This window comes from Actinoplanes palleronii, assembly GCF_016862315.1.
GTDB lineage: Bacteria > Actinomycetota > Actinomycetes > Mycobacteriales > Micromonosporaceae > Actinoplanes > Actinoplanes palleronii.
Genome location: NZ_BOMS01000080.1, coordinates 1 through 21,915 on the forward strand (window position 1 = coordinate 1; position 21,915 = coordinate 21,915).

Annotated in this window: 20 protein-coding genes; 14 read left to right on the forward strand and 6 right to left on the reverse strand. The window is 70.1% G+C overall.

The genetic code is table 11. The annotated features are described in order from the left end of the window. Nucleotides 1-122 precede the first annotated feature (122 nt). The 4 genes from Apa02nite_RS26060 to Apa02nite_RS26075 form a co-directional block, all read right to left on the reverse strand. A complete protein-coding gene (locus Apa02nite_RS26060; RefSeq protein WP_067690841.1) occupies nucleotides 123-539 on the reverse strand; it encodes a nucleoside deaminase in 417 nt (138 codons plus the stop codon). A 26-nt stretch (nucleotides 540-565) separates the two neighbouring features. Then, the gene (locus tag Apa02nite_RS26065; RefSeq protein WP_203827337.1) at nucleotides 566-1,099 is read right to left on the reverse strand and encodes a tRNA adenosine deaminase-associated protein; all 534 of its coding nucleotides are present in this window, start codon (nucleotides 1,097-1,099) and stop codon (nucleotides 566-568) included. A 114-nt stretch (nucleotides 1,100-1,213) separates the two neighbouring features. Next, nucleotides 1,214-1,522: a hypothetical protein gene (locus Apa02nite_RS26070; protein ID WP_203827341.1), complete on the reverse strand. Its 309-nt coding sequence runs from the start codon at nucleotides 1,520-1,522 to the stop codon at nucleotides 1,214-1,216. A 75-nt stretch (nucleotides 1,523-1,597) separates the two neighbouring features. Beyond that, nucleotides 1,598-1,978 (reverse strand): hypothetical protein, encoded by a 381-nt coding sequence (locus Apa02nite_RS26075; protein WP_239164571.1) that lies wholly within the window; start codon nucleotides 1,976-1,978, stop codon nucleotides 1,598-1,600. Between the two features lie 133 nt (nucleotides 1,979-2,111). On the opposite strand from Apa02nite_RS26075, the gene Apa02nite_RS26080 reads away from it, so the two are divergent. The 3 genes from Apa02nite_RS26080 (at nucleotide 2,112) to Apa02nite_RS26090 (ending at nucleotide 4,398) form a co-directional block, all read left to right on the forward strand. Continuing rightward, the gene (locus Apa02nite_RS26080; RefSeq protein WP_232344144.1) at nucleotides 2,112-2,762 is read left to right on the forward strand and encodes a M23 family metallopeptidase; all 651 of its coding nucleotides are present in this window, start codon (nucleotides 2,112-2,114) and stop codon (nucleotides 2,760-2,762) included. A 66-nt stretch (nucleotides 2,763-2,828) separates the two neighbouring features. Beyond that, nucleotides 2,829-3,782 (forward strand): prephenate dehydrogenase, encoded by a 954-nt coding sequence (locus Apa02nite_RS26085; RefSeq protein WP_203827303.1) that lies wholly within the window; start codon nucleotides 2,829-2,831, stop codon nucleotides 3,780-3,782. Between the two features lie 43 nt (nucleotides 3,783-3,825). Then, entirely contained in the window at nucleotides 3,826-4,398 is a 573-nt protein-coding gene (locus tag Apa02nite_RS26090) for a DinB family protein (protein WP_203827304.1), read from the forward strand. On the opposite strand, the gene mtnA is transcribed toward Apa02nite_RS26090, so the two are convergent. Beyond that, nucleotides 4,395-5,357 (reverse strand): S-methyl-5-thioribose-1-phosphate isomerase, encoded by a 963-nt coding sequence (gene mtnA, locus Apa02nite_RS26095; protein ID WP_203827305.1) that lies wholly within the window; start codon nucleotides 5,355-5,357, stop codon nucleotides 4,395-4,397. The two genes, Apa02nite_RS26090 and mtnA, sit on opposite strands and share 4 nt — an antisense overlap. A 10-nt stretch (nucleotides 5,358-5,367) precedes the next feature. Then, the gene (locus tag Apa02nite_RS26100) at nucleotides 5,368-7,221 is read right to left on the reverse strand and encodes a M48 family metallopeptidase (RefSeq protein ID WP_203827306.1); all 1,854 of its coding nucleotides are present in this window, start codon (nucleotides 7,219-7,221) and stop codon (nucleotides 5,368-5,370) included. 117 nt (nucleotides 7,222-7,338) lie between these two features. On the opposite strand from Apa02nite_RS26100, the gene Apa02nite_RS26105 reads away from it, so the two are divergent. The 11 genes from Apa02nite_RS26105 (at nucleotide 7,339) to Apa02nite_RS26155 (ending at nucleotide 21,890) form a co-directional block, all read left to right on the forward strand. Next, a complete protein-coding gene (locus Apa02nite_RS26105; protein WP_203827307.1) occupies nucleotides 7,339-8,397 on the forward strand; it encodes a PHP domain-containing protein in 1,059 nt (352 codons plus the stop codon). A gap of 43 nt (nucleotides 8,398-8,440) precedes the next feature. Then, nucleotides 8,441-10,111 (forward strand): DUF885 domain-containing protein, encoded by a 1,671-nt coding sequence (locus tag Apa02nite_RS26110; RefSeq protein ID WP_203827308.1) that lies wholly within the window; start codon nucleotides 8,441-8,443, stop codon nucleotides 10,109-10,111. Nucleotides 10,112-10,600: 489 nt separating this feature from the next. Continuing rightward, nucleotides 10,601-11,719, forward strand: a complete 1,119-nt coding sequence (locus tag Apa02nite_RS26115) for a hypothetical protein (protein ID WP_232344142.1) — start codon at nucleotides 10,601-10,603, stop codon at nucleotides 11,717-11,719. Beyond that, the gene (locus tag Apa02nite_RS26120; RefSeq protein ID WP_203827309.1) at nucleotides 11,706-15,107 is read left to right on the forward strand and encodes a HAMP domain-containing sensor histidine kinase; all 3,402 of its coding nucleotides are present in this window, start codon (nucleotides 11,706-11,708) and stop codon (nucleotides 15,105-15,107) included. The genes Apa02nite_RS26115 and Apa02nite_RS26120 overlap by 14 nt, the downstream gene beginning before the upstream one ends. After that, nucleotides 15,104-15,550, forward strand: a complete 447-nt coding sequence (locus Apa02nite_RS26125; protein ID WP_067690804.1) for a roadblock/LC7 domain-containing protein — start codon at nucleotides 15,104-15,106, stop codon at nucleotides 15,548-15,550. Before Apa02nite_RS26120 ends, Apa02nite_RS26125 begins: the two co-directional genes overlap by 4 nt. Continuing rightward, a complete protein-coding gene (locus Apa02nite_RS26130; protein ID WP_083971303.1) occupies nucleotides 15,547-16,011 on the forward strand; it encodes a DUF742 domain-containing protein in 465 nt (154 codons plus the stop codon). The genes Apa02nite_RS26125 and Apa02nite_RS26130 overlap by 4 nt, the downstream gene beginning before the upstream one ends. After that, nucleotides 15,989-16,615, forward strand: a complete 627-nt coding sequence (locus tag Apa02nite_RS26135; protein ID WP_198170799.1) for a GTP-binding protein — start codon at nucleotides 15,989-15,991, stop codon at nucleotides 16,613-16,615. Before Apa02nite_RS26130 ends, Apa02nite_RS26135 begins: the two co-directional genes overlap by 23 nt. A gap of 86 nt (nucleotides 16,616-16,701) precedes the next feature. Further along, nucleotides 16,702-17,403 (forward strand): hypothetical protein, encoded by a 702-nt coding sequence (locus Apa02nite_RS26140; protein ID WP_203827310.1) that lies wholly within the window; start codon nucleotides 16,702-16,704, stop codon nucleotides 17,401-17,403. Between the two features lie 299 nt (nucleotides 17,404-17,702). Then, a complete protein-coding gene (locus Apa02nite_RS26145; protein ID WP_203827311.1) occupies nucleotides 17,703-19,034 on the forward strand; it encodes a glycosyltransferase in 1,332 nt (443 codons plus the stop codon). Nucleotides 19,035-19,077: 43 nt separating this feature from the next. Further along, nucleotides 19,078-20,259, forward strand: a complete 1,182-nt coding sequence (gene wecB / locus Apa02nite_RS26150) for a non-hydrolyzing UDP-N-acetylglucosamine 2-epimerase (RefSeq protein WP_203827312.1) — start codon at nucleotides 19,078-19,080, stop codon at nucleotides 20,257-20,259. Further along, entirely contained in the window at nucleotides 20,259-21,890 is a 1,632-nt protein-coding gene (locus tag Apa02nite_RS26155; protein ID WP_203827313.1) for a DUF2334 domain-containing protein, read from the forward strand. Before wecB ends, Apa02nite_RS26155 begins: the two co-directional genes overlap by 1 nt. The last annotated feature ends 25 nt before the right edge of the window (nucleotides 21,891-21,915 follow it).

Sequence of the window (21,915 nt, forward strand, 5' to 3'; positions counted from 1 at the left end):
AACCCCAACGTGGGTGGGAGCGCGGCCGCGGCCTGGACCGGGCGCGGCCTCGCGGCGGCCTCACGGGCGGGACTCGGCTCGTAGCCTACGGGCGAGCACTCGTCATTCGTACCAAATAGGGTTTAGCGGAAGAAACCCCGCAGCAACCTGGCGCACTCGTCCTCCAGGACCCCGGCGTAGACCTCGGGTTGGTGGTTGAGCCGCCGGTCGCGAACCACGTCCCAGAGGGAACCGACCGCACCGGTCTTCGGCTCCCACGCGCCGAACACCAGCGTCGAGATCCGGGCCAGCACCAGCGCGCCGGCGCACATCGTGCACGGCTCCAGCGTGACCACCAGCGTGCAGCCCTCCAGGCGCCACTCGCCGACCGACGCGGCGGCCCGGCGCAGCGCCAGCACCTCGGCGTGCGCGGTCGGATCGCCGGTCAGCTCCCGCTCGTTGCCGGCCGCGGCCAGCTCGGTGCCGTCCGGTCCGAGAATGATCGCGCCAACCGGCACGTCTTGCGGCGAGGTGGACGCGACCGACAGAGCCCGCCGCATCCACCCCTCATGCCGCTCGCGACGAATCACGCCTCGCGCAGCTCCTCCATCTCGTCCCCACACCCGACCTTCTGACAGATCTCGGCGGTGATGTCGGACGGCAGCATGCCCTCCATCCCGCACAGCGCCAGCAGGCGTTGCGCGGTCACCCCGAGGTCGTTCAGCAGCTCGGCGTCACCGATCGGATCGGCGTCCGGGTCGGCCGCCGGGCGGTCGTCCTCGTCGTCGTCGTCGGCCTGGTCGGCATCGTCGTGATCGAGCAGGTCGTCGGTGTCGACGGCCGGCGCCTCAACCTCACCGAGCAGCACCGATCCGATCCGCGACTCCTCGGCGAAACCCGAGTCGGACCCGAAGACCCGCAGGTCCTCACCCTCGTCCAGACGCAGGATCGAGAGGTATTCGTCGTCGCTCTCGACGAACAACAACGCCAGCTCGGCATCCGGCTCGGCATCCCGGAGCGCATCCACCACCTCGTCGATGTCAGCCAGGCCAGAAAGGTCCAGCTCCGACGCAGTCCACCCATTCTTCCCGCGGGCGACAGCGGCAGCGAAAATCGACACGATTCCCCCAACGCGGTTCTTATCCTCAGCGCCCTGACGGTAGCGGGTGGGGCGGCAGGTGCGGCGCGCCACGCCCTTATCTACAGCGAGATCACTGCATGTGTCCGAGAGAGATCAGTTAACGGTACGACGACGGGTGGCGATCAGCTCGCGCAGGCGCATGCCCCGCACCCGCTGTGGCGGCGCCGACACCCGCACCGATTTGGCGCGAGCGACCGCCGCCAGGATTTCCAGACGCCGGCGGCACCGATCCACGTCGAGCCGCTCCAGGGAAGCGTCCAGCCGTTGCCGTGACGCGTCCAGCCGCTGCGCCGAGGCTTCGATCCGCTGCCGTGACGCGTCGAGCCGCTGCAGTGAAGCGTCGAGCCACTGCCGTGAGGAGGCCATGGTGCCGAGAGTGCCGAGCCGCCCGGCGTTCGTCAAGAGTCGATCCGCACTTCGGGCACACCCGTGCGCAGGGCGATCAACACCTTCCGGAGCGTGGCCGGAACACGCTGGTCACCACAGGGGGAAGTCGTACGTGTCCACCCAGCGGGCGGTCACGAAGCCCAGGGCGACGGACAGGCCGATCCCGCTCACGATGGCCACCCCGGCCGCCACGCCACGGTCCCCGATCAGGGTCAGGACCAGGGCGACCAGCCAGGCGGAGACCGCCGCGGCGATCGTCCACCAGGCGTACGACACCAGGTCACGGCCGAGGCTGCCGAACAGGATCAGCCACACCGCGCCGGCGGCGAGGCCGCTGAGCACCGGGGCGGCGCCGATCGGGTGCGGCTCGCGGTAGACCGGGCGGGGCGGGAGCCCAGCGAGGAAATTCAGCGGGGGCTCGGGGACCGGCGCGGGGGCGGGCGCGGGCCAGGTGATCTGCCGGTCGGCCATCTCGATCCTTTCGGTCCACCACAACCACGCCACGACTCCTGCAGCGTATCCGGCCGGACATCGGCGCGGGTCTGCGCGAAACCGGCTCGTCTGCCAGGATGTCGCGGTGCGTTTACTCCGTACCCTCTCAGGTTTGACGATCGCGGCCGTGTTCCTGTCCGGCTGCAGCGCCGTCGGCGGGTCGGTCTCAACCGCCGACACCGCGGCGCCGGTCAAGGCGGCCGCCACTTCGACGCTCACCACCACCAAGGTGGCCGTGGCCGCTGCCGCGAAGGCCAAGAAGTACGCCTTCCCGGTCGCCGCCAAGACCGTCTCGTGGCACAAGACCCACTCGGGTTACAAGGCCACCGACATCTTCGCGGCCTGCGGCTCCAAGTTCGTGGCCACCACCAACGGCGTGGTCCTGGAGATCAGCCTCAAGGACCGCTACAAGAAGGGCATGAAGGACGGGCCGTACAACGGCGGCCTGTTCGTGTCGATCCTCGGTGACGACGGTGTCCGCTACTACGGCTCGCACCTCAAGTCGGTGACCAAGGGCATCAAGAAGGGCGTCCGGGTCAAGACCGGTCAGCTGCTCGGCAAGGTGGGGCACACCGGCAACGCGAGCGGTGTCTGCCACCTGCACTACGGCATCTCGCCGGGCTGCAAGAAGGTCGGCGACTGGAAGGTGCGGCGCGGCGTGGTGTGGCCGTACTCGTACCTGGCGTCGTGGCGCAAGGGCAACCAGAAGAGCCCGGTCGCGGCCGTGAAGGCGTGGAAGAAGAAGAACAACTGCAAGGCCTGATCGACTCGACGGATTTCCGGGGGGCCCGCGCCGACGCGCGGGCCCCCCGCCGTCTATAACCAGTACGTGCGCATCGCGGTCATCGGACTCGGACTCATCGGCGGCTCGCTGCTGCGGGCACTCGCGGCGGCCGGCCACGAGGTGATCGGGTACGACGCTGACCCGGCGACCCGGGAGCTGGCCCGGGCGGCCGGCTACCGGGTGCTCGGCTCCGCCCCGGCCGCCGTGGACGGGACCGACGTGGCGGCACTGGCCGTACCGTTGCCGGTCCTGCCGAAAGTCCTCGCCGACCTTGCCGGGTACGACGGTCTGGTGACCGACGTGACGTCGGTGAAGTCGCCGGTCCGGGCGCTCGCCGAGGAACACCGGGTGCGCCGCTTCGTCGGTGGCCATCCGATGGCCGGCACCGAGGCGTCCGGGTTCGCCGCCGCCGACTCGGAGCTGTTCACCGGCTGCGTGTGGGTGCTCTGCGTGGAGCCGCACGGCACCGACCTGGCCGACTGGCTGACGTTGGCCCGGCTCTACACCGGGCTGGGCGCCCGGGTGCTGCCGATCACCGCGGCCGAGCACGACAACGCGGTCGCGTCGATCAGCCACGTCCCGCACCTGCTGGCCGCCGCGCTGGCCGGCAAGCTGGGCAGCCCGCTGAACGAGGCCCTGGCGGCCGGGTCGTTCCGGGACGGCTCCCGGGTGGCCGGCACCCGCGCCGAGCTGACCGCCGCGATGTGCGGGGGCAACGCGACCGAGGTGGCCCGCGAGCTGCGCCAGGTGATCGGCGATCTCGAGGCGATGCTCCGGGATCTGGAGAGCCCGGACCCGGTGCGGGCGCTGATCCCCGCGCTGGAGCGCGCCGGTGAGCTGCGGCGCGACTGGCCGCCGAAGCCGGGGGTGCCGGGGGTGCTGACCGGGCCGGCCGCGCGGACGCTGCTGGAGCTGGGCCGGGCCGGTGGCTGGGTGACCGGGATCGGCACGGACGACATTCTGACAATGCGGCCAGAATCTGACCGCTACTCCTCCTAGCGTGGTTCCTGACAGCGAAACCCGCGACTCACAGGAGCCGAAGATGCCCGGTCAGGTCGGACCCATCAGCAACGAGCAGGAGGGCCTGCTCGGTTACCTCACCCAGATGCGTCACGTGCTCAAGCTGACCGCGTACGGGCTCACCCCGGAGCAGCTCCGGGCCGCTCCGAGCGCCAGCCCGCTCAGCGTCGGCGGCCTGATCAAGCATTGCGCGTCGACCGAGGAGAACTGGCTCGGCACGGTGCGCGGCGAGGAGCAGAAGGCGGACTTCGCGGCGTACCAGCAGAATTTCGCCCTGGCCGACGGCGAGACGATCGACGAGGTGTTCGCGCGCTACGACCGGATCGCCGAGGAGACCGAGAAGACCGTCGCCGAGATCGGTGACCTGAACTTCTCGATCCCGGTCGACCACTCGGTGCCGTGGAACCGCCCCGACCTCGATCACTTCACGCTGCGCTGGATCCTGCTGCACCTGATCCAGGAGACCGCGCGGCACACCGGGCACGCCGACATCATCCGGGAGAGCGTGGACGGCGGCACCGCGTTCCCGCTGATGGCCGCGGCCGAGGGCTGGCCGGAGACCCCGTGGCTCAAGCCCTGGAGCAAGCCGAGCTAGGGCTTCTCGCCCCGATCGACGCGGATCACCCGGCGGTCGGTGACGATCGCGGTCACCAGGTCGTAGGGGGTCACGTCGAAGGCCGGGTTGACCGCGTCGCTCCACGCGGTCACCTCGGCCGCGCCGCGGTCCTCGATCTCCACGTGCCCGCCGGTCGGTGTAGCCGTGTCGACAGTCGACTCCGGGGCCACCACCAGGAACGGGATCCCGGCCCGGTGGGCGCCGAGCGCGTGCGAGAAGGTACCGATCTTGTTGATCACGTCGCCGTTGGCGCAGATCCGGTCGGCGCCGAGGATCACCGCGTCCACCTCGCCGCGGGCCATCAGGAACGGTCCGGCCGAGTCCACCGCGACCCGGTGCTCGATCCCTGCGCGGGTGAGCTCCCACGAGGTCAGCCGCGCGCCCTGCAGCAGCGGCCGGGTCTCGCTGGCGATCACCCCGGCCAGGGCACCGCGCCGGTGCAGCTCGCCGACCACGCCGAGCGCGGTGCCGACGGTCACCGCGGCCAGCCCGCCGGTGTTGCAGTGGGTCAGCAGCCGCGGCCGTTCTCCGCACAGCTGCAGGACCAGGTCGGCGCCGAGCGACGCCATCGCCGCCGACGCCGCGATCTCCTCGTCCCGGATCACGCAGGCCTCGGCCAGCACCGCCTCCGGGCCCGAGGACAACAGGTGGGCGGCACGTTGCGCGCCGCGGGCCAGATTCACCGCCGTCGGCCTTGCGGTTTCAATTTTTCGTATGGCGTTGTGCAGCGCCGCCGGGTCGTCCCCGTGCACCCGGGCCGCGAGAGCCACGCCGAACGCCCCGGCCACACCGAGGGCCGGGGCACCGCGTACCGCCAGCGACTGGATCGCCGCGATCAGCTCACCGACCGTGTGCAGCCGGAGCACCCGCAGGTCACCGGGCAGCGCCGTCTGATCGATGATCTCAACAGCGCCGTCCACCCAGTCGATCGTCCGCATGCCTGAAAGGTTACTGATCCCCGCGATCGCGCAACTTGATGAGGATCTCGCGGAAGACGTCGTCGCTCTTGCCGACCTTGTCGGACGTCCAGCGCTCCTGGATGCCGACCGTCTGCCCGCCGTGCAGCAGCAGGGTCGTGTTCACCGGCACCTCCCGGTCGATCCGCACGGTGGAGATGTCCTCGAACGCGATGAAGCGGTACCGGGCGGTCAGCTCGGCCGGTGACGTGCCGCTCAGCAGCGCGGCCACCCGCTTCTCGCCGTCGTCGGTCGACTTCGGCGCCGGCACCACCACAAAACCCTTGCTGAGCAGGATCAGGTCGGCGTGTTCGGCGCCGTCCATCTTGACGTTCGGCATCGCGCCGAGCACGTCGGCGCCCTGCCCGGTGGCCCGGGTCTGCACCACCTGCACGGCCTCCACCTGCACGCCCTGCTCGGCCAGCCGGGCCCGGGCCTCGCCGACGGTCTCCGGCGCGACCGCCAGCTTGGCGATCTCGGTGAAGTCGACAGGTTCGCCGTTCCGGTCGGCCAGCACGGCCGGCTTCGACCAGGAGTGCTGCCAGCCGGCCTGGCCGGAGCGCACCGCGGCCAGCCCGAGCAGCGTCGCCATCACGTCGGCGAACTCGGCGGCCGCCTCCCTGCGGGTCGACTGCGGGAAGAACTCGGCCGCCAGCTCACCGAGCCGGCCCGCCTCGACCAGGCCGAACACCTCGGCCAGACCGGCCACCGGGAGACCGGCGATCCGGGCCGCGCTGCGGAACACCCGGTCGGCGCGGTTCTGCAGGACCAGGGTCATCGACGCGGCGGTGAAGTCCTCCCAGGGCAGCACGGTCCGGGTGCCGAAGTCGACGACCTCCCGCTGCAGTGCCATCCCGGCCGCTTCCACGGTGGGCATCAGCGCGGTCGCCGACCGGCCGTCGACGGCGTGCGCGGTCCGCGGCGCGGCCCGCATCGCGGCGATCCGCTCGGAGATCGCCGGGTGGGTGTCCCAGCGCGACGTCTCGTCGTCCGGTTCCTCCTCGCGCATCCGGGCCAGCTCGTCCGCGCGGGCCTGGTAGAGCTTGGCGAAGCCGCCGAACACGTCGTCGGGCGCGTAGCCGAGCTCCCAGCCGTACGCGATGTACCGCCCGAAGTAGAAGTCCCAGGCCGCGTCGACCACCGGCAGCTCCCGCATCGAGGAGACCGCCGCGTCGACACCGGCCACCCGGACCGAGGCCAGGTCGGCCTCGAGCTCCTGCCGGCGCGCCACCGCGTTGCTGACCAGCTGGTAGAGCCAGCCGTACGCCTTGAAGACCCAGCCGAAGACGTTCCAGTTGCCGACACCGCCGAGGGTCTCGTGCATGGCCAGACGACCCCGGTAGGCGACCCCCGCGAGCCGGGTGTGCGAGCCGGAGTAGTGCCCGAGCTCGTGCGCGAGCACCGAGCGGAGCTGGTCGACGGTGAACGTCTGCAGCAACGGCATGCCGATGTAGAGCCGGCGCACCCCGCCGATCAGTCCGAGCAGCTTGGTGTCCTCGCTGACCGCGGCGTTCACCTCGGGAACGATGCGGATCTCGTCCGGCGCCCGGGTGCCCACCTCGGCGGCCAGCTCACGGACCTGCTGCCACAGCTGTGGCGCCTGGTCCGGGGTGACGATCAGGCCGTGCGGGTCACCGGGCTTGGCCCGGACCGCCCGCCACAGACCGGCCAGCACCGCGCCGACCGCGGCGAGCAGCAGATAGCTGAGCTTGGCCGCGCCCGCACCGTGCAGGTGCTGCCAGATCTCATAGATCAACCAGCCGACCAGGGCCAGCTGAACAAGTCCGAGTAGATAGAAACCGGCCAGCATGACGACCGAGATAACCGCGCGCAGCGCAGTGGACATCGCGTTGTTCTCCCCTGAGATGCCACCGGTCCCACCCGGCAGCGCAGGGAACATACCGATGTGAATCTTTGCCGGGCAACCCCGTTCCGGCGACTCCTCACGCTTAGTCTTGGTCGTATGGCATCCCGTGATCCGGTCGCCGATCTGCGGCGCATCGCGTTTCTGCTGGAGCGGGCGAACGAGGCGACCTACCGGGTGAAGGCGTTCCGGTCGGCGGCCGCGGCCGTGGCCAAGGTCCCGCACGCCGAGCTCGCCGAGCGTGCCGGGGCGGGCACCCTGGCCAAGCTGGCCGGGGTCGGCGAGGTGACCGCCCGCTGCGTGACCGAGTCGCTGGCCGGCGAGGAGCCGGTCTACCTGCGACGGCTGCTCAGCACCAAGGGCACCGACCTGCCGGCCGAGGCGGCCGCGCTGCGTGCGGCGCTGCGCGGTGACCTGCACGTGCACTCGGACTGGTCGGACGGCGGGTCGCCGATCGAGGAGATGGCGCTGGCCGCGGCCGAGCTCGGGCACGAGTACTTCGTGCTCACCGACCACTCGCCGCGGCTCACCGTGGCCCGCGGCCTGACCGCCGACCGGCTGCGCCGCCAGCTCGACCACGTGGCGAAGCTGAACGAGCAGCTGCCCGACGGTTTCCGGATCCTGACCGGCATCGAGGTCGACATCCTCGACGACGGCTCGCTCGATCAGGAGGACGAGCTGCTGGCCCGGCTGGACGTGGTGGTCGGCTCGGTGCACAGCAAGCTGCGCGACGACTCGGCCCGGATGACCCGGCGGATGCTGGCCGCGATCGCCAACCCGCACCTGGACGTGCTCGGACACATGACCGGCCGCAAGGTGGCCGCGGCCGGCGCCGGCGACGCCGCGCACCGGACCGCCAGGACCCGCCCGCCGAGCACCTTCGACCTGGAGAAGGTGCTGGCCGCGTGCGTCGAGCAGGACAAGGCCGTGGAGATCAATTCGCGGCCGGACCGGCTGGACCCGCCGAAGCGGATGCTGACCGTCGCGGTCGAGGCCGGCTGCCGGTTCAGCATCGACACCGACGCGCACGCACCGGGGCAGCTGGACTGGCTGGGCAACGGCTGCGAGCGGGCGGCGCTCTGCGGGGTGTCCGCCGACCGGGTGGTGAACACCTGGCCCGCCGATCGCCTGCTGGCGTGGACCGGCTCGCACGGCTGAAATGGGCGAGCTCACCGAGCCGGGCATCCCATAGGGTCGGGCGGTGGGACAAATTGACGAACTCGCGAACCGCTATGTCGATGACTGGGCCGAGCTGACCCCGATCGGCGCCACCGCCGTCGGCATCTCGGGTTACGACGACAAGACCGATGACCTCTCACCGGACGGCTACGCGGCCCGGGCGGAGCTGACCCGCCGCACCGTCAACGAGCTCGACGTCCTCGAGCCTGAGCACGAACACGAGCAGGTCGCCAAGGACGCCATGATGGAGCGGCTGGGCCTGGAAATCGCCCGGGCCGATGCCGGGTACACCGCCACCGACGTCAACGTGATCTTCAGCGCCCTGCACGAGCTGCGGATGGCGTTCGACGGGATGCCGACCGAGGGCGAGCAGGCGGTGGCCAACATCGCGGCCCGGCTGAACGCGTTCCCGGTCGCACTCGAGCAGTACCGCCGCACCCTGCTGGACGGCGCCGACCGGGGCGTGGTCAGCGCCCGGGCCCAGCTGCTGGCGGTCGCCGAGCAGTGCGACGCGTGGACCGACACCAAGCGGGACAGCTTCTTCACCGGGCTGGCCGGCCGGCTCGAGGCCTCCGGCGCGCTCGCCACCGAGCTGAACCGGGGCGCCGCCGCGGCGACCACCGCCACCTCGGACTTCGGCCGGTTCCTGCGCGACGAGCTGGCGCCCCGGGGCCGGGACAAGGAGGCCGCCGGGCCGGAGCGGTACGCCCTGGCCTCCCAGTACTTCCTCGGCGCGAAGGTCGACCAGCAGGAGACGTACCTCTGGGGTTTCGAGGAGCTGCACCGGCTGGAGCGGGAGATGCAGGTGGTCTCCGCGGCGATCGGCGGGCGGGGCACCACCGTCGACGAGGCGGTGGCCGCGCTGGACGCCGACCCGGCCCGCAACATCCCCGGCAAGGAGCGCTTCCGGGACTGGATGCAGGCGCTCTCCGACCGGGCGATCAGCGAGCTGAACGGCGTCCACTTCGACATCGAGGCGCCGGCGCTCAAGCTCGAGTGCTGCCTCACCCCGACCAGCGACGGCGGCATCTACTACACCGGTCCGAGCGAGGACTTCTCCCGCCCGGGACGGATGTGGTGGGCGGTGCCGGAGGGGCAGACCACGTTCTCCACCTGGCGCGAGGTGACCACGGTCTTCCACGAGGGAGTGCCCGGCCATCACCTGCAGGTCAGCCAGGCGCTGCTCCGGGCCGGCACGCTGAACCGCTGGCAGCGGCTGCTGGCCTGGTGCTCCGGGCACGGCGAGGGCTGGGCGCTGTACGCCGAGCGCCTGATGGACGACCTGGGTTACCTGACCGATCCGGGTGACCGGCTCGGCATGCTGGACGCGCAGGCACTCCGGGCGTCCCGGGTGATCGTCGACATCGGCATGCACCTCGAGCTGGAAATCCCGCGGGACAACCCGTTCGGCTTCCACCCGGGCGAGCGTTGGACACCCGAGCTGGGCTGGGAGTTCCTGCGGCAGCACACCCGGGTGGCCGAGGAGGTGCTCCGGTTCGAGTGGAAGCGCTATCTGGGGTGGCCGGGGCAGGCTCCGTCGTACAAGGTCGGCGAGCGGATCTGGTTGCAGGCAAGGGATGAGGCCCGCCAGCGCAAGGGAAGTGACTTCGACCTCAAGACGTTCCACCGGGACGCGCTCAACCTCGGCGCGCTCGGCCTGGATCCGCTCCGGAAGGCACTCGCCAGGATTTGAGTCATTCAGGCCTCTCCGTATCGAAAGGGACGGAGAGGCCTATTTTTTTGTGGTGGATCACTCACCCACGGTATGGATACTCCATTCCGTAATTGGGTTAACACTTTGCGTGGATACCACTGCACCCAAGACGTAACGAATCCGAAGTAAAACTCATATTCACGTCTCGGCTTGGATACCGATACCATCTGCCCGGCACTTGTCACGCCGTTGAAAACACCCGCACCACAGGGCACGCAAAGCCCTCCACAGTGCGGGTACAGCGCGGCCGGCAGTGCTGCGTATCCCCCGATCGTCCGAGCGAACTCTGACCCTTGGAAAGGGGTTTCTTGAGGTTTTCTCGGATAGATTGACCCAGATCGGTGCGCCCGCATGGCTACAGTCGGTAGCCCCCCAATGGCCCATCGCGTGTGTGCATGGCGGAGGACGAAAGCAATGTCAGTCTCGGTGAACAGCCGGCGAACCCGTTTACGCTCCGCCCTTGCGGTGGTGCTGACGGCGCTTGTCCTGCTGCCGGCCGCAGGCCTGTTCCTGCGGGTCCTGCAAGAAAACTCGAAGCAGCGCGACAACACCCAGCTGGAACTGGACGGCGTCGAGTACCTCTCCGCGATGTCGTCGCTGATCACGGCCCTCGCCGAGTCGCAGTCCTCGTCCCTGCAGGGCGTCGCCACGGAGCCGGCCTCGGTGACCGCGGCGGTGTCCCGCGTGCAGGGTGTCGACGAGCGCTACGGCGACGACCTCGGTACCAAGACCCGCTGGGCCGATCTGAAGGACAAGATCGCCAAGCTCCCCAAGGTCACCGGTACCTCGGAAGCGATCATCCAGAAGCACATCGAGGCCGCTGACCTCACGCTCGCGCTGTACGACACGGTCCGGGAGAACTCGACCCTGAACCGTGACCCGGAGAGCGACATCTGGTTCCTGCAGCAGGCCGCCGCGTTCGACATGCCGACCGCTGTCACCGCGGTCAGCCGGATGGCCGACCGCGCGTCGATGACCGCGGGCGCCAAGACCAAGGCACAGCAGCAGACCCTGATCACGCTGCTCGGCTACCAGTCGCAGAAGGTCCAGGAGAGCACCGACACGCTCACCGACAACCTGCAGGCGGCGGCCGCCGACACCAGCAGCGACACGCTCAGCGGCAACCTGGTCAGCAACCTCGACTCGTTCCGCCGCGGGATCGAGGCCGCCAACCGTGGCGCCCCGATCGGCGCGAAGCCGAACGCGTCGACCCTGGTGACCGCGCAGTCCACCCTGCAGACCGCGCTGAGCGCGCTGTCCGGCGTGGTGCTCAAGGAGATCTCCAGCCTGCTCGAGGACCGGATGGACAGCCTGACCTACAAGCGGATCGAGGCGTTCGGCCTGTTCGGCGTTGCGATCGCGCTGATCGTGGTCGGCGCGTTCTGGACCCGGACCCGGGGCCGCGAGGCGCAGAACTCGCTGAACATCGGCGAGCCCACCCGAGACGTCTCGGTGCAGTCCGCCGGCAACAACGGCAACCAGGGCGGCAACCCCTACGGTGGCGGCAACCCGTACGACTCGGCGCCGCCGTACGGCGAGACCCCGAACTACGGCGGCGGGCGGGAGCGTTCCGGTGCTCTTCGGTAAGTTCCGCATCCTGGGCAAGCTCGCCCTGCTGGTACTCGTACCGTTGCTCGGTGTTCTCGCTCTGACCGTGCCGATCATCTACAACCGTACCCAGGCCGCGACCACCGCGCAGGACACGTCGAACACGGTCCAGTTGGCCACCCGGGTCAGCACCGCGGTCCTGGAACTCCAGGAGGAGCGGCTGCTCTCCGTCGGTTTCTCGCTCGGCCTGGTGGACGAGGCGACCCTGGTCGTGCAGAGCGCCGAGGCCGCCGAGAGCGTGGCCGAGCTCCTCGAAGACGACATCACCCTGCCGTCCACGCTGCGCCGGTCGGTCATCCTGGCCACCAAGCTGAACAGCACCCGGCAGAACGTGCTGAACCGGCTCACCGACCCGGTCGAGATCGTCACGGACTTCACCAACGTGATCACGCCGATCATCGACGGTCTGGGGCTGTCCACCCACGCCGACCTGACCACCGAGGTCGGCCAGCAGGTGTTCGCTCTGGAGCGCGCCATGCTGTCCGACGACCTGATCAGCCAGGCGTCCTGTTACCTGGCCACCGGCGCGGCCCTGATCAAGTCCAAGAACCCGACGGTTCAGGCGAGCGCCCAGCAGCTGCTGGGCCTGTTCAGCCAGTCGTTCAGCCAGATCCAGTCGATCATCACGCAGTCGAAGCCGTACTTCACCGACTCGCAGTACAAGCTCTACCTGAGCACCCAGGACGCGTTCCAGTCCCGGGTGGGCGCGGAGTTCACCACCCAGCTGGCGATCAACCCGGCCAACGCGCTGGGCACCCTGAACGCCAAGACGCTGTTCCCGTCGCTGAACTCCGTCATGGTCCTCGGTGGCTTCGTCGAGAAGCGCGTCGCCAAGGACGTGGACAACGCGGTCAACGCCAACCGGTCCAGCGCCATCCAGCAGGCACTGCTGGTCGGTGGCGCCACCGTCGTGCTGCTGTTCCTGGTGATCACGCTGAGCATCTTCATGGCCCGCGCGGTCGCCCGGCCGCTGCGGCGTCTGACCGTCTCGGCCGACCGCATCGCCCGCGCCGCCGAGGCCGAGCTCGAACGAGTCGCCGACGACGAGGGTGAGGCGGCGGTTCGCCCGATCCGCCTCGACCCGGTCGACGTCGAGGCCCAGGACGAGATCGGTGACCTGGCCCGAGCGTTCGACCGGGTGCAGACCACCGCCGCCCGGCTGGTGGAGCGCCAGGTGCTCGGCCGCCGTAACGTCGCGCAGATGTTCGGCCACGTCGGCCGGCGTACCCAGAACCTGGTCGGTCGTCAGCTGTCCCTGATCGACGGTCTGGAGCGCCGCGAGACCGACAGCGACCGCCTCCGCGAGCTGTACCGACTGGACCACATGTCCAGCCGTCTGCGCCGGAACGCGTCCGCGCTGGTCGTGCTCTCCGGTGGCGCCGGCGCCAACGAACACATGGCCCCGCTGCCGCTCTCCGACGTCGTCCGTCTCGCCCTCGGTGAGATCGAGGACTACACCCGTGTCGACGTGGAGGTGCCCGAGGAGATCATCGTGGTGCCGGCCGTGCTGGCCGACCTCACGCTGCTCCTCGCCGAGCTGCTGGAGAACTCGACGACGTTCTCCCCGCCGCACACCAACGTCACGGTCAGCGCCGAGGAGCTGCGCGGCGGCGCCCGCCTCGCGATCATCGACCGCGGCCTGGGCCTCACCCCGGAGCGGCTGGCCGAGGAGAACGCCCGGCTGACCCGTCGTGAGCGCCTCGACCTGGCACCCACCGAGGTGCTCGGCCTGTTCGTGGTCGGCCGGCTCGCCCGCCGGCACGACATCGAGATCACCCTGACCGACACCCCGGACGGTGGCGTCACCGCGTGGGTCGACCTCAGCCCGCAGCACCTGATCGCCCGGGTCGAGACCCTGGCCGTGCCGAGTGCTCCGGCCGTGCCGGCCGCTCCGGCGATGCCGCAGATCCCGATGCAGCGCGAGCCGATGTCGGCGCAGCTCAGCAACGCGCTGCGGGGCAACACCGCCGAGGTGGCGATCGCCAGCACCTCGATCCGTACGGTTCCGGGCAGCCAGCAGCCGTTCGACCCGAACGTGGTGGGCCGGGCTGCCCACACGCTGTCCTCGGTGCCGTCCTGGAACGCGTTCGGCGGCTCCGGCCCCGCGCCGGTCCTCGACGACCCGTACGCCGGTCAGCCGGTCTACGACGCCGAGCAGGTGTACTCGCCGGGGGTGGCGTACCAGGAGCCGAGCTCGCCGTACCGTCAGCCGGATCCGGCGCACGCGTACAACAGCGGCATCCCGGTCGCCGGCCGCGTGCCGGCCGCCCTGCCCGAGTTGCCCGCCGCCGGTCAGGGTGCCTGGGGTGGCAACGAGCTGGCTCTGCCGGCCGCGCCGTCCTGGAACGCACCGCAGCCGTCGGAGACCAACTGGAACACCGCGCCCTCGGCGTCGGCCGCACCGGTCTGGAACACCCCGGCCCCGGCCGAGACCAACTGGAACGTCCCGGCCCCGGCCGAACCGGCCCGCAACTCCGCGCAACCGGCCGAGCCGTCCTGGAACACGCCGCAGCAGCCGGCCGAGCCGTCGTGGAACGCACCGCAGCAGCCGGCCGAGCCGTCCTGGAACGCACCGCAGCAGCCGGCCGAGCCGGTCTGGAACACCCCGGCTCCGGCTCCCGAGCCGGTCGCTCAGGAGCCGGTACCGGCTCCGCCGAACAGCAGCGGCAACAAGCCGCTGCGGCGCCGGGTGCCGGGTACCCAGCTGCCGGTGGACTCCGGTCCCAAGCAGCACGCCGCGGCGCCGTCGCAGGACGACGCACTGGCCGCCCGAGCCGCGTTCGACGCGTTCGAGGCCGGCGTCACCCGGGCGCACGACACCAGCACCTCACTGCCGGCCCCGGACTTCAACGGCGGGCAGTGGAACACCCCGGCTCCGGCCGAGGCAGCCGCACCGCAGTGGAATGTGCCGGAACCGGCGGGGACCCAGTGGAACGTCCCCGAACCGTCCGGAACGCAGTGGAATGTTCCGGAGCCGGCCCCGACGCAGTGGAACGTCCCGGCCCCGGAAGCAGCACCGCAGTGGAACGTGCCGGCTCCCGAAGCGGCACCGCAGTGGAACGCGCCGGCGCCCGAGACGACTCCGCAGTGGAACGTCCCGGCACCTGAGCCGGCCCGGTCGCAGCAGTGGGATGCCCCCGCTCCGGCAGCTGCACCGGCCTCGCCTCCGTCGTTCGGCGGTGGCGCAGGGCTGACTCGCCGAGTGCCGGGGGCAACCCTGCCGAGCGAGCCGCACCAACCGATCCTTCCGCCCGCGCCGACCCTGATGGACCCAGAGCAGGCCCGAGCACTGATGGATCAGTTCGAGTACGGCGTCGCACTCGCACTGAATGAAACTCAGCCACAACCCGAGGGACAACCGCGATGACTTCCCCATACCCCACCGCGCAAAGTCAGCTCAGCGCCGAAGCCAAAACCTTCAACTGGCTGCTTGACTCGTTCACGTCCGGTACAGCGGGCGTCATCGAAGCCATCGCCGTCTCCTCGGACGGCCTCCTGATGGCCATGTCCGCGATCAAGGACCGCCCGAACGCCGAGCGTCTCGCGGCCGTCGTGTCCGGCCTCACCAGCCTGTCCGGCGGCGCCGCGAGCTGGTACCGGCTGGGCGCCCTGAACCGCGTCATCATCGACATGGCCGACGGCTATCTGCTGGTCACCGCGATCAGCGCCGGCTCGGTGCTCGGCGTCATCGCCGACCGGACCGCGAACCTGGGAACCCTGGCGTACGAGATGACTCTCTTCGCCACCCGGGCCGGTGGCGCCCTGAGCCCGCGCCTCATCGCCGAACTTAAGAACGCCGTTCAGCAATGAGCTACCCGGACCCCGACGAACCGGTAGCTCCGGCGCGCCCCGGAGTCCGGCCGTTCCTGCAATCCGGTCCTAAGCACTCGATCGGTGGTTACACCCCTACCGGGGAACAGCCGCCGGTCGAGCCGACACAGACCAACACTCTGCGCCCGTTCGTCATCACGGCCGGGCGTACCGATGGAGGCGACCCCGACATCGGTATGGAGACTCAGGTGACGATGGTGCCTGGTGCACCACCGTCACGGCTTTCACCGGAAACCAGGGCGATCGTGTCTCTCCTCGAGGAGAGCCCGACTTCGATAGCCGAGATCTCCGCACGCCTGCGCCTGCACCTGGGCGTCACCCAGATCCTCATCGGCGACCTGCGCGCCGCCGGCCAGGTTGACGTTCAGGTGCTGGAAAACGACACCCCTGACCCCGAGACCATCATGCGAGTGATCCGTGGACTTCGATCCATCAGCTAACCGCGTCGTCGGAACCGCGCGGATACCGGGCGGCGCCGCGCCCAAAAAGGCGCCCGTCCCGGTAAAGATCATCGTGGCCGGCGGCTTCGGGGTGGGTAAGACGACGACCGTCGGCGCCATCTCGGAGATTTCGCCGCTGACCACCGAGGCCGAGATGACCTCCGAGTCGGTCGGCATCGACAACCCCGGTCAAGCCACCATGAAGACGACCACCACCATCGCCATGGACTTCGGCGTGCTGACCATCGATCAGACGCTGAAGCTCTACATCTTCGGCACGCCGGGACAGACCCGGTTCGCCTTCATGTGGGACGACCTGGTGAAGGGCGCCCTGGGCGCGCTGGTCGTGGTGGACACCAACCGCATCGACGATTGTTATCCAGCGGTCGACTACTTCGAACGGGCCGGTCTTCCGTTCGTGGTCGGCGTCAACACCTTCAACGGCCAGATGGGTTACAGCCTCGACGAGGTGCGCTGGGCGCTCGCGGTTCGCGAGGATGTCCCGATCATCTCGTACGACGCTCGTTTCCGCGGTTCTGTCCGGGATGCCCTGCTCGTCGTTCTCGACCAGGCTCTCGACAAGGCCATCCGGATGAAGTCGTAGGGTGTGCGGCGGGTCGCCCGGATCACGTCATTCCCAATCTTGCCGATAAGAGGGCAGAGTAGGGATACCGGGCGACCGTGCGAGGGATGAGGACGGTGGACGTGCGAGGCGGACTGGATGACGCGCTCAGCAAACTGGCCCGCCGTGACGAGCTTCGGCGGCGGGCGACGACCGGCGAGACTCCGGGCACTCCGCCGGAGGTGACCGAACTGGTCGAGGCGATCGCCGGCGTGGTCGCCCGGCATCCGAGCCTCGGCGTCACCGTCGGGGTCGAGGGCGCCGGTGATCCGGTGCTGCTGCACTTCGCGTTCGCGGACGGCACCGTGCAGGTCCGGGCGGATCGCTCGGTGACCGGCCGGGCCGACGAGGCCGGGTCGGCGCACGCCGATTTCGAGATCAACGTCGACGATCCGGAGCCGCCGCCCCGCGGCAGCCACGACGATCAGGATCGGTTCGGCCCGACCGACTACGACTACGACTACGCCGAGCCGCCCACCGCGGAACGCCCGTTCGTCGCACCGTCGCAGCCACCACCACCACCGGCGGCGTATGCGCCACCGCCGGTGCCGCCGACCGCCTACGCGCCGCCCCCGGTGCCGCCGCAGCAGCAGCGGCACACGTTCGGGCCGACGCCTCCGCCGCACGCCGAGCCGGCCGCTTTCCAGGAGCCGCCGTCGAACCCGGTCCCGTTCCAGGCGGGTCCGCCGGAGGAGACCGAGCAGGCCGCCCGGCGACTGGCCGCGATGCTGCGCAGTCACCCCAACCTGCTGGACAACTCCGGGGACTGAGTTCCTCGTGACGAGAGGCGGTCGCTGCGGCGGCCGCCTTTTTCGTACGCACCGACAGTTACTCTCCGCAGTCATCTGAGCACACCCCGAGACGGCCGACCGGCGCCGCGAGGTGGCTGCCGCACGCCCGGTTTCGGCAGCCCCGAGGCGTCTGAGATGTCTGACATAGCCTTTTCGGGCGATTTGCACCGACAGGCGGCCCATCGATGTTGAGTCACGCTGAGTAGCGCCATATTGTCCTATTACGTCCGGGAGAACGACCGGGATCTGGCGATCAGTGACAAGCATGGGGGCACACGATGTCGGCATCAGACGGCTGGTTCATCGCGGTCGCGGGCTACGCGATCCTGCTGGCCTGGCCGCTCTCCACCGTCATCCTGGTCTGGTTCGCGGTCAGGTACGGCGGAACGCACCGGGCCAAGGTCGTCAACAAGGCGCTGGCCAGCGGCGGCGGCAAACCGGGCTACTTCTGGATCATCGTGCCGGCCCTCAACGAGGAAGCCGTGGTCGCCAACACGGTGAAGGCGGCACTCGGCCTGCGCGGCCCCGGCGGCACGCTGACCCGGGTGCTCGTCGTCGACGACGGCTCGGACGACCGCACCCCCGAGGTCCTCGCCGCCATCGACCACGATCGCCTGCACGTGATGCGTCGCGAGCTGCCGCACGCCCGGCAGGGCAAGGGTGAGGCGCTGAACGCGGCGTACCGCTACATCGCCCACCGCAGCGAGCAGGAGGGCATCCCGGCCAACCGGGTCGTGCTCGGCATCATCGACGGCGACGGCCAGGGCAGCGACAACATCCTGGTCGAGGTCGGCCGGCTGATGGGCGACACCAAGGTCGGCGCCGTCCAGGTGCAGGTACGCATCCGCAACCGCAACAAGCTCCTCGGCGCGGTGCAGGACCTGGAGTTCGGCGCGATCGTCGACGCCTGCCAGAACATGCGGGACGCGCTGAACACCGTCGGCCTCGGCGGCAACGGCCAGTTCAGCCGGCTCTCCACACTGATCTCGCTGGGCACCGCGCCCTGGTCGAACTGCCTGGTCGAGGACATGGAGCTGGGCCTGCGGATGCACCTGCAGGGCGTCTCGATCCGATACACCTCGCGGGCCTCGGTCACCCAGCAGGCGGTGGTGGACATCAAGCGGCTCACCCGGCAGCGCACCCGCTGGGCGCAGGGCAACCTGCAGTGTGCCCGCTACCTCGGCTCGCTCTTCGCGTCCGGCAACATCGCGCGCACCTCGCTGGTCGAGATCCTGCACTACCTGGTCTCGCCGTGGATCAACGCGATCGTCGCGGTCCTGCTCTCGCTCTCCGGAACCGTCGGCGCCATCGGCCTCATGATCGGGCACCCGCTGCCGATTCTGCCGACTTGGTGGGCGTTGGGCGCGAGCGTCGGCATCTGGGCAGCTGTCACCACGTTCCCGGGCCTGGTCTGGGTGCTGGTGCACCGGGCCAAGCGTGCGGACGAGTCGATGTCCCGGATGCTGCTCGCCGCCCTGGCCTACCCGGCCTTCCTGCTGCTCGGCCTGACCGCCACCTACCGGGCGCTGGGCCGCCAACTGAGCGGCAAGCAGGCCTGGGCCAAGACCGAACGCCTGGTCGAGGAACCCCTCGCCCTCCAGACCGCCTGATCCCGCAGGCCCGGTACGTGAAAGTGAAGGAAGGCTCCCCCCGATGTCCCTTCGCGAAGTCCATCTGATCGGCGGCACCCGTCCCGAGGCCGTCAAGCTCGCTCCGGTCGTTCTCGCCTTCCGCGAGGCCGGCCTGCTCCGCCCGATCCTGCTGGCCAGCGGCCAGCATCCGACGATGGTGACCCAGGCGCTCGCCGCGTTCGACCTGGAACCGGACATCACCCTCACCGTCGAGCGTCACACCGGCACCCAGGCCGAGCTGCTCACCGCGATGGTCCAGCAGCTCGACGAGCTGTGGTCGGTACGCACCCCGGCCGCCGTGATCGTCCAGGGCGACACCACCACCAGCCTGGCCGGCGCGCTCGCCGCGTTCTGGCGCCGGATCCCGGTGGTGCACCTGGAGGCCGGCCTGCGCTCCGGTGACCTGGCGTCGCCGTTCCCCGAGGAGGGCAACCGCCGACTGGTCGCCCAGGTCGCCTCGCTGCACCTGGCGCCCACCCCGCTGGCCGCGATGAACCTGCTGGACGAGAAGATCGCCGCGAGCGACGTGCTGGTCACCGGCAACACCGTTGTCGACGCGACGCTCGCGGTCGCCGCCCGGGGCCTGCCGTACGAGAACCCCGCCGTCGCCGCCCGGGCCACCAGCACGAACCGCCTGGTGCTGGTCACCGCGCACCGCCGCGAGTCCTGGGGCGAGCCGCTGGACCGGATCCTGGGCGCGGTCAAGGAGCTGATCGCCCGTTACCCGGACATCGACGTGGTGCTGCCCAGTCACCCCAACCCGGCGGTCCGGGCCCAGGTGGACGCGGCGCTGGCCGGCGTGGAGCGGGTCACCGTGACCGATCCGCTGCCGTACCCGGACCTGTCCCGGCTGCTCTCCGAGGCGTACCTGGTGCTCACCGATTCGGGTGGGATCCAGGAGGAGGCGCCGTCGTTCGGCGTCCCGGCGCTGGTGCTGCGGGACGTCACCGAGCGGGTCGAGTCGCTGGACGCCGGATGCGCCAAGCTGGTCGGCTCGGATCCCGCGCTGATCGTCGCCGAGGCGTCCGCGCTGCTGGACAGCCGGCTCCGACGGGACGCGATGACGTCCGGCGGTAACCCGTACGGCGATGGTCGTGCCGCCGCCCGCACCGCGCAGGCCACCGCGGCCCTCCTCGGCCTCGCGCCGTCCCCCGAAGCCATGCCCGTGCTGCAGTCCGCCACCGAGATCGGAGTCGACGCCTGATGCGTACTTCCAAGGTCACTCGACGCTCCCTGATCGCCGGTGGCGGCGCGGCTGCGGCCATCGCGGTCGCTGCCGGTGTCGGTTTCCGATCGGTCGAGGCCGACGCCGCGGTCACCACACCCATCACCTCGGCCGGCCGGACCGGCAAGGGTGGTCCCGGCTCCGGGTCCGCCAAAACCCTTGTTCTGTACGACACCACGGGCGACTACGGCTGGCTCGGCGAGGTCTACGCGACCCAGACGGCGAACCTGAGCTCGCGCTTCGGCTCGTGGACCGCCGCACCGGTGGCCAAGTACAAGTCCGGCGACCTGAACGCCTACACCGCCGTGGTCTACCTGGGCTCCACCTACGACGAGCCGCTGCCGGCCGCGTTCCTCACCGACGTGATCGCCACCAGCAAGTCGGTCACCTGGGTCTACGACAACATCTGGCAGCTGGCCGCGGTCGCCGGGTTCACCGCGAAGTACGGCTTCGCCAGCGGCGCGTTCGACTTCGCCGAGATCACCGAGGTCGGGTACAAGGGCCGGAAGCTGACCCGGAGCACCGACAACAAGTCCGGGATCATGAACCTGGCGATCAGCGACAGCACCAAGGTCACCACGCTGGCCACCGCGGTCCGCCCGGACGGCACCAGCTTCCCGTGGGCGGTCAAGTCCGGGAACCTCACCTACGTCGGTGAGATCCCGTTCGCCTACGTCACCCACGACGACCGCTACCTGGCCTTCGCCGACCTGCTCTTCGACTCGCTGGGCGGCGGCACGACCGAGCGGCACCGGGCCCTGATCCGGATCGAGGACGTCGGGCCGGACGCCGACCCGGACGGGCTCAAGGCGGTCGCCGACTACCTGTCCGCGCAGAACGTGCCGTTCAGCGTCGCGGTCTACCCGCGCTTCCGGGACCCCAAGGGTGTGCAGAACAACGGCAAGGCGCAGGACTACACGCTGGCGTCGAAGCCGAAGGTGCTCGCCGCGCTGAAGTACATGCAGGCCAAGGGCGGCACGCTGATCATGCACGGGTACACCCACCAGTACGGCGCGGTGGCCAACCCGTACGACGGGGTCAGCGCGAACGACTTCGAGTTCTACAAGGCGCACGTCGACGCGGCGGACAGCGTGATCTACGACGGGCCGGTCGCCGAGGACTCCACGGCCTGGGCCACCAGCCGGATGGTCGCCTCCGGCGCGATCTTCGTGGCCACCGGGCTGGGCGCTCCGAAGATCTTCGAGTTCCCGCACTACGCCGCGAGCGCGCTCGACTACCAGGCGGTCAACGCGCTGTTCGGCAAGCGGTACGACCGGGGCCTGTACTTCCCGGGTGTGCTGACCGGCGCCAAGTTCGACTACACCCGCCAGTTCGGGCAGTTCTTCCCGTACCCGGTGCGGGACGTGTACGGCTCGGTGGTCGTACCGGAGAATGTCGGTAATGTCGAGATCGAGCCGTTCAACAACCATCCGGTGCGGTTGCCCGCCGACATCATCGCGTCGGCCCAGCGGAACCTGGTCGTGCGGGACGGCGTGGCGAGCTGCTTCTACCACTCGTACCTCGGCACCGACCACCTGAAGGACCTGGTCACCGGGATCAAGGCGGCCGGCTACACGTTCGTGAGCGCCGAGTCGGTGCTGAACGGCTGACCCCGTTCGCCGCTCGCAGGCCGCC

Bases quoted from the DNA above. Each gene is read 5' to 3' on its own strand.
- Apa02nite_RS26060 (WP_067690841.1), bottom strand. From the start codon at position 539: ATGCGGCGGGCTCTGTCGGTCGCGTCCACCTCGCCGCAAGACGTGCCG.
- Apa02nite_RS26075 (WP_239164571.1), bottom strand. From the start codon at position 1,978: ATGGCCGACCGGCAGATCACCTGGCCCGCGCCCGCCCCCGCGCCGGTC.
- Apa02nite_RS26090 (WP_203827304.1), top strand. From the start codon at position 3,826: ATGCCCGGTCAGGTCGGACCCATCAGCAACGAGCAGGAGGGCCTGCTC.
- mtnA (WP_203827305.1), bottom strand. From the start codon at position 5,357: ATGCGGACGATCGACTGGGTGGACGGCGCTGTTGAGATCATCGATCAG.
- Apa02nite_RS26100 (WP_203827306.1), bottom strand. From the start codon at position 7,221: ATGTCCACTGCGCTGCGCGCGGTTATCTCGGTCGTCATGCTGGCCGGT.
- Apa02nite_RS26105 (WP_203827307.1), top strand. From the start codon at position 7,339: ATGGCATCCCGTGATCCGGTCGCCGATCTGCGGCGCATCGCGTTTCTG.
- Apa02nite_RS26125 (WP_067690804.1), top strand. From the start codon at position 15,104: ATGACTTCCCCATACCCCACCGCGCAAAGTCAGCTCAGCGCCGAAGCC.
- Apa02nite_RS26130 (WP_083971303.1), top strand. From the start codon at position 15,547: ATGAGCTACCCGGACCCCGACGAACCGGTAGCTCCGGCGCGCCCCGGA.
- Apa02nite_RS26140 (WP_203827310.1), top strand. From the start codon at position 16,702: ATGAGGACGGTGGACGTGCGAGGCGGACTGGATGACGCGCTCAGCAAA.
- Apa02nite_RS26145 (WP_203827311.1), top strand. From the start codon at position 17,703: ATGTCGGCATCAGACGGCTGGTTCATCGCGGTCGCGGGCTACGCGATC.
- wecB (WP_203827312.1), top strand. From the start codon at position 19,078: ATGTCCCTTCGCGAAGTCCATCTGATCGGCGGCACCCGTCCCGAGGCC.
- Apa02nite_RS26155 (WP_203827313.1), top strand. From the start codon at position 20,259: ATGCGTACTTCCAAGGTCACTCGACGCTCCCTGATCGCCGGTGGCGGC.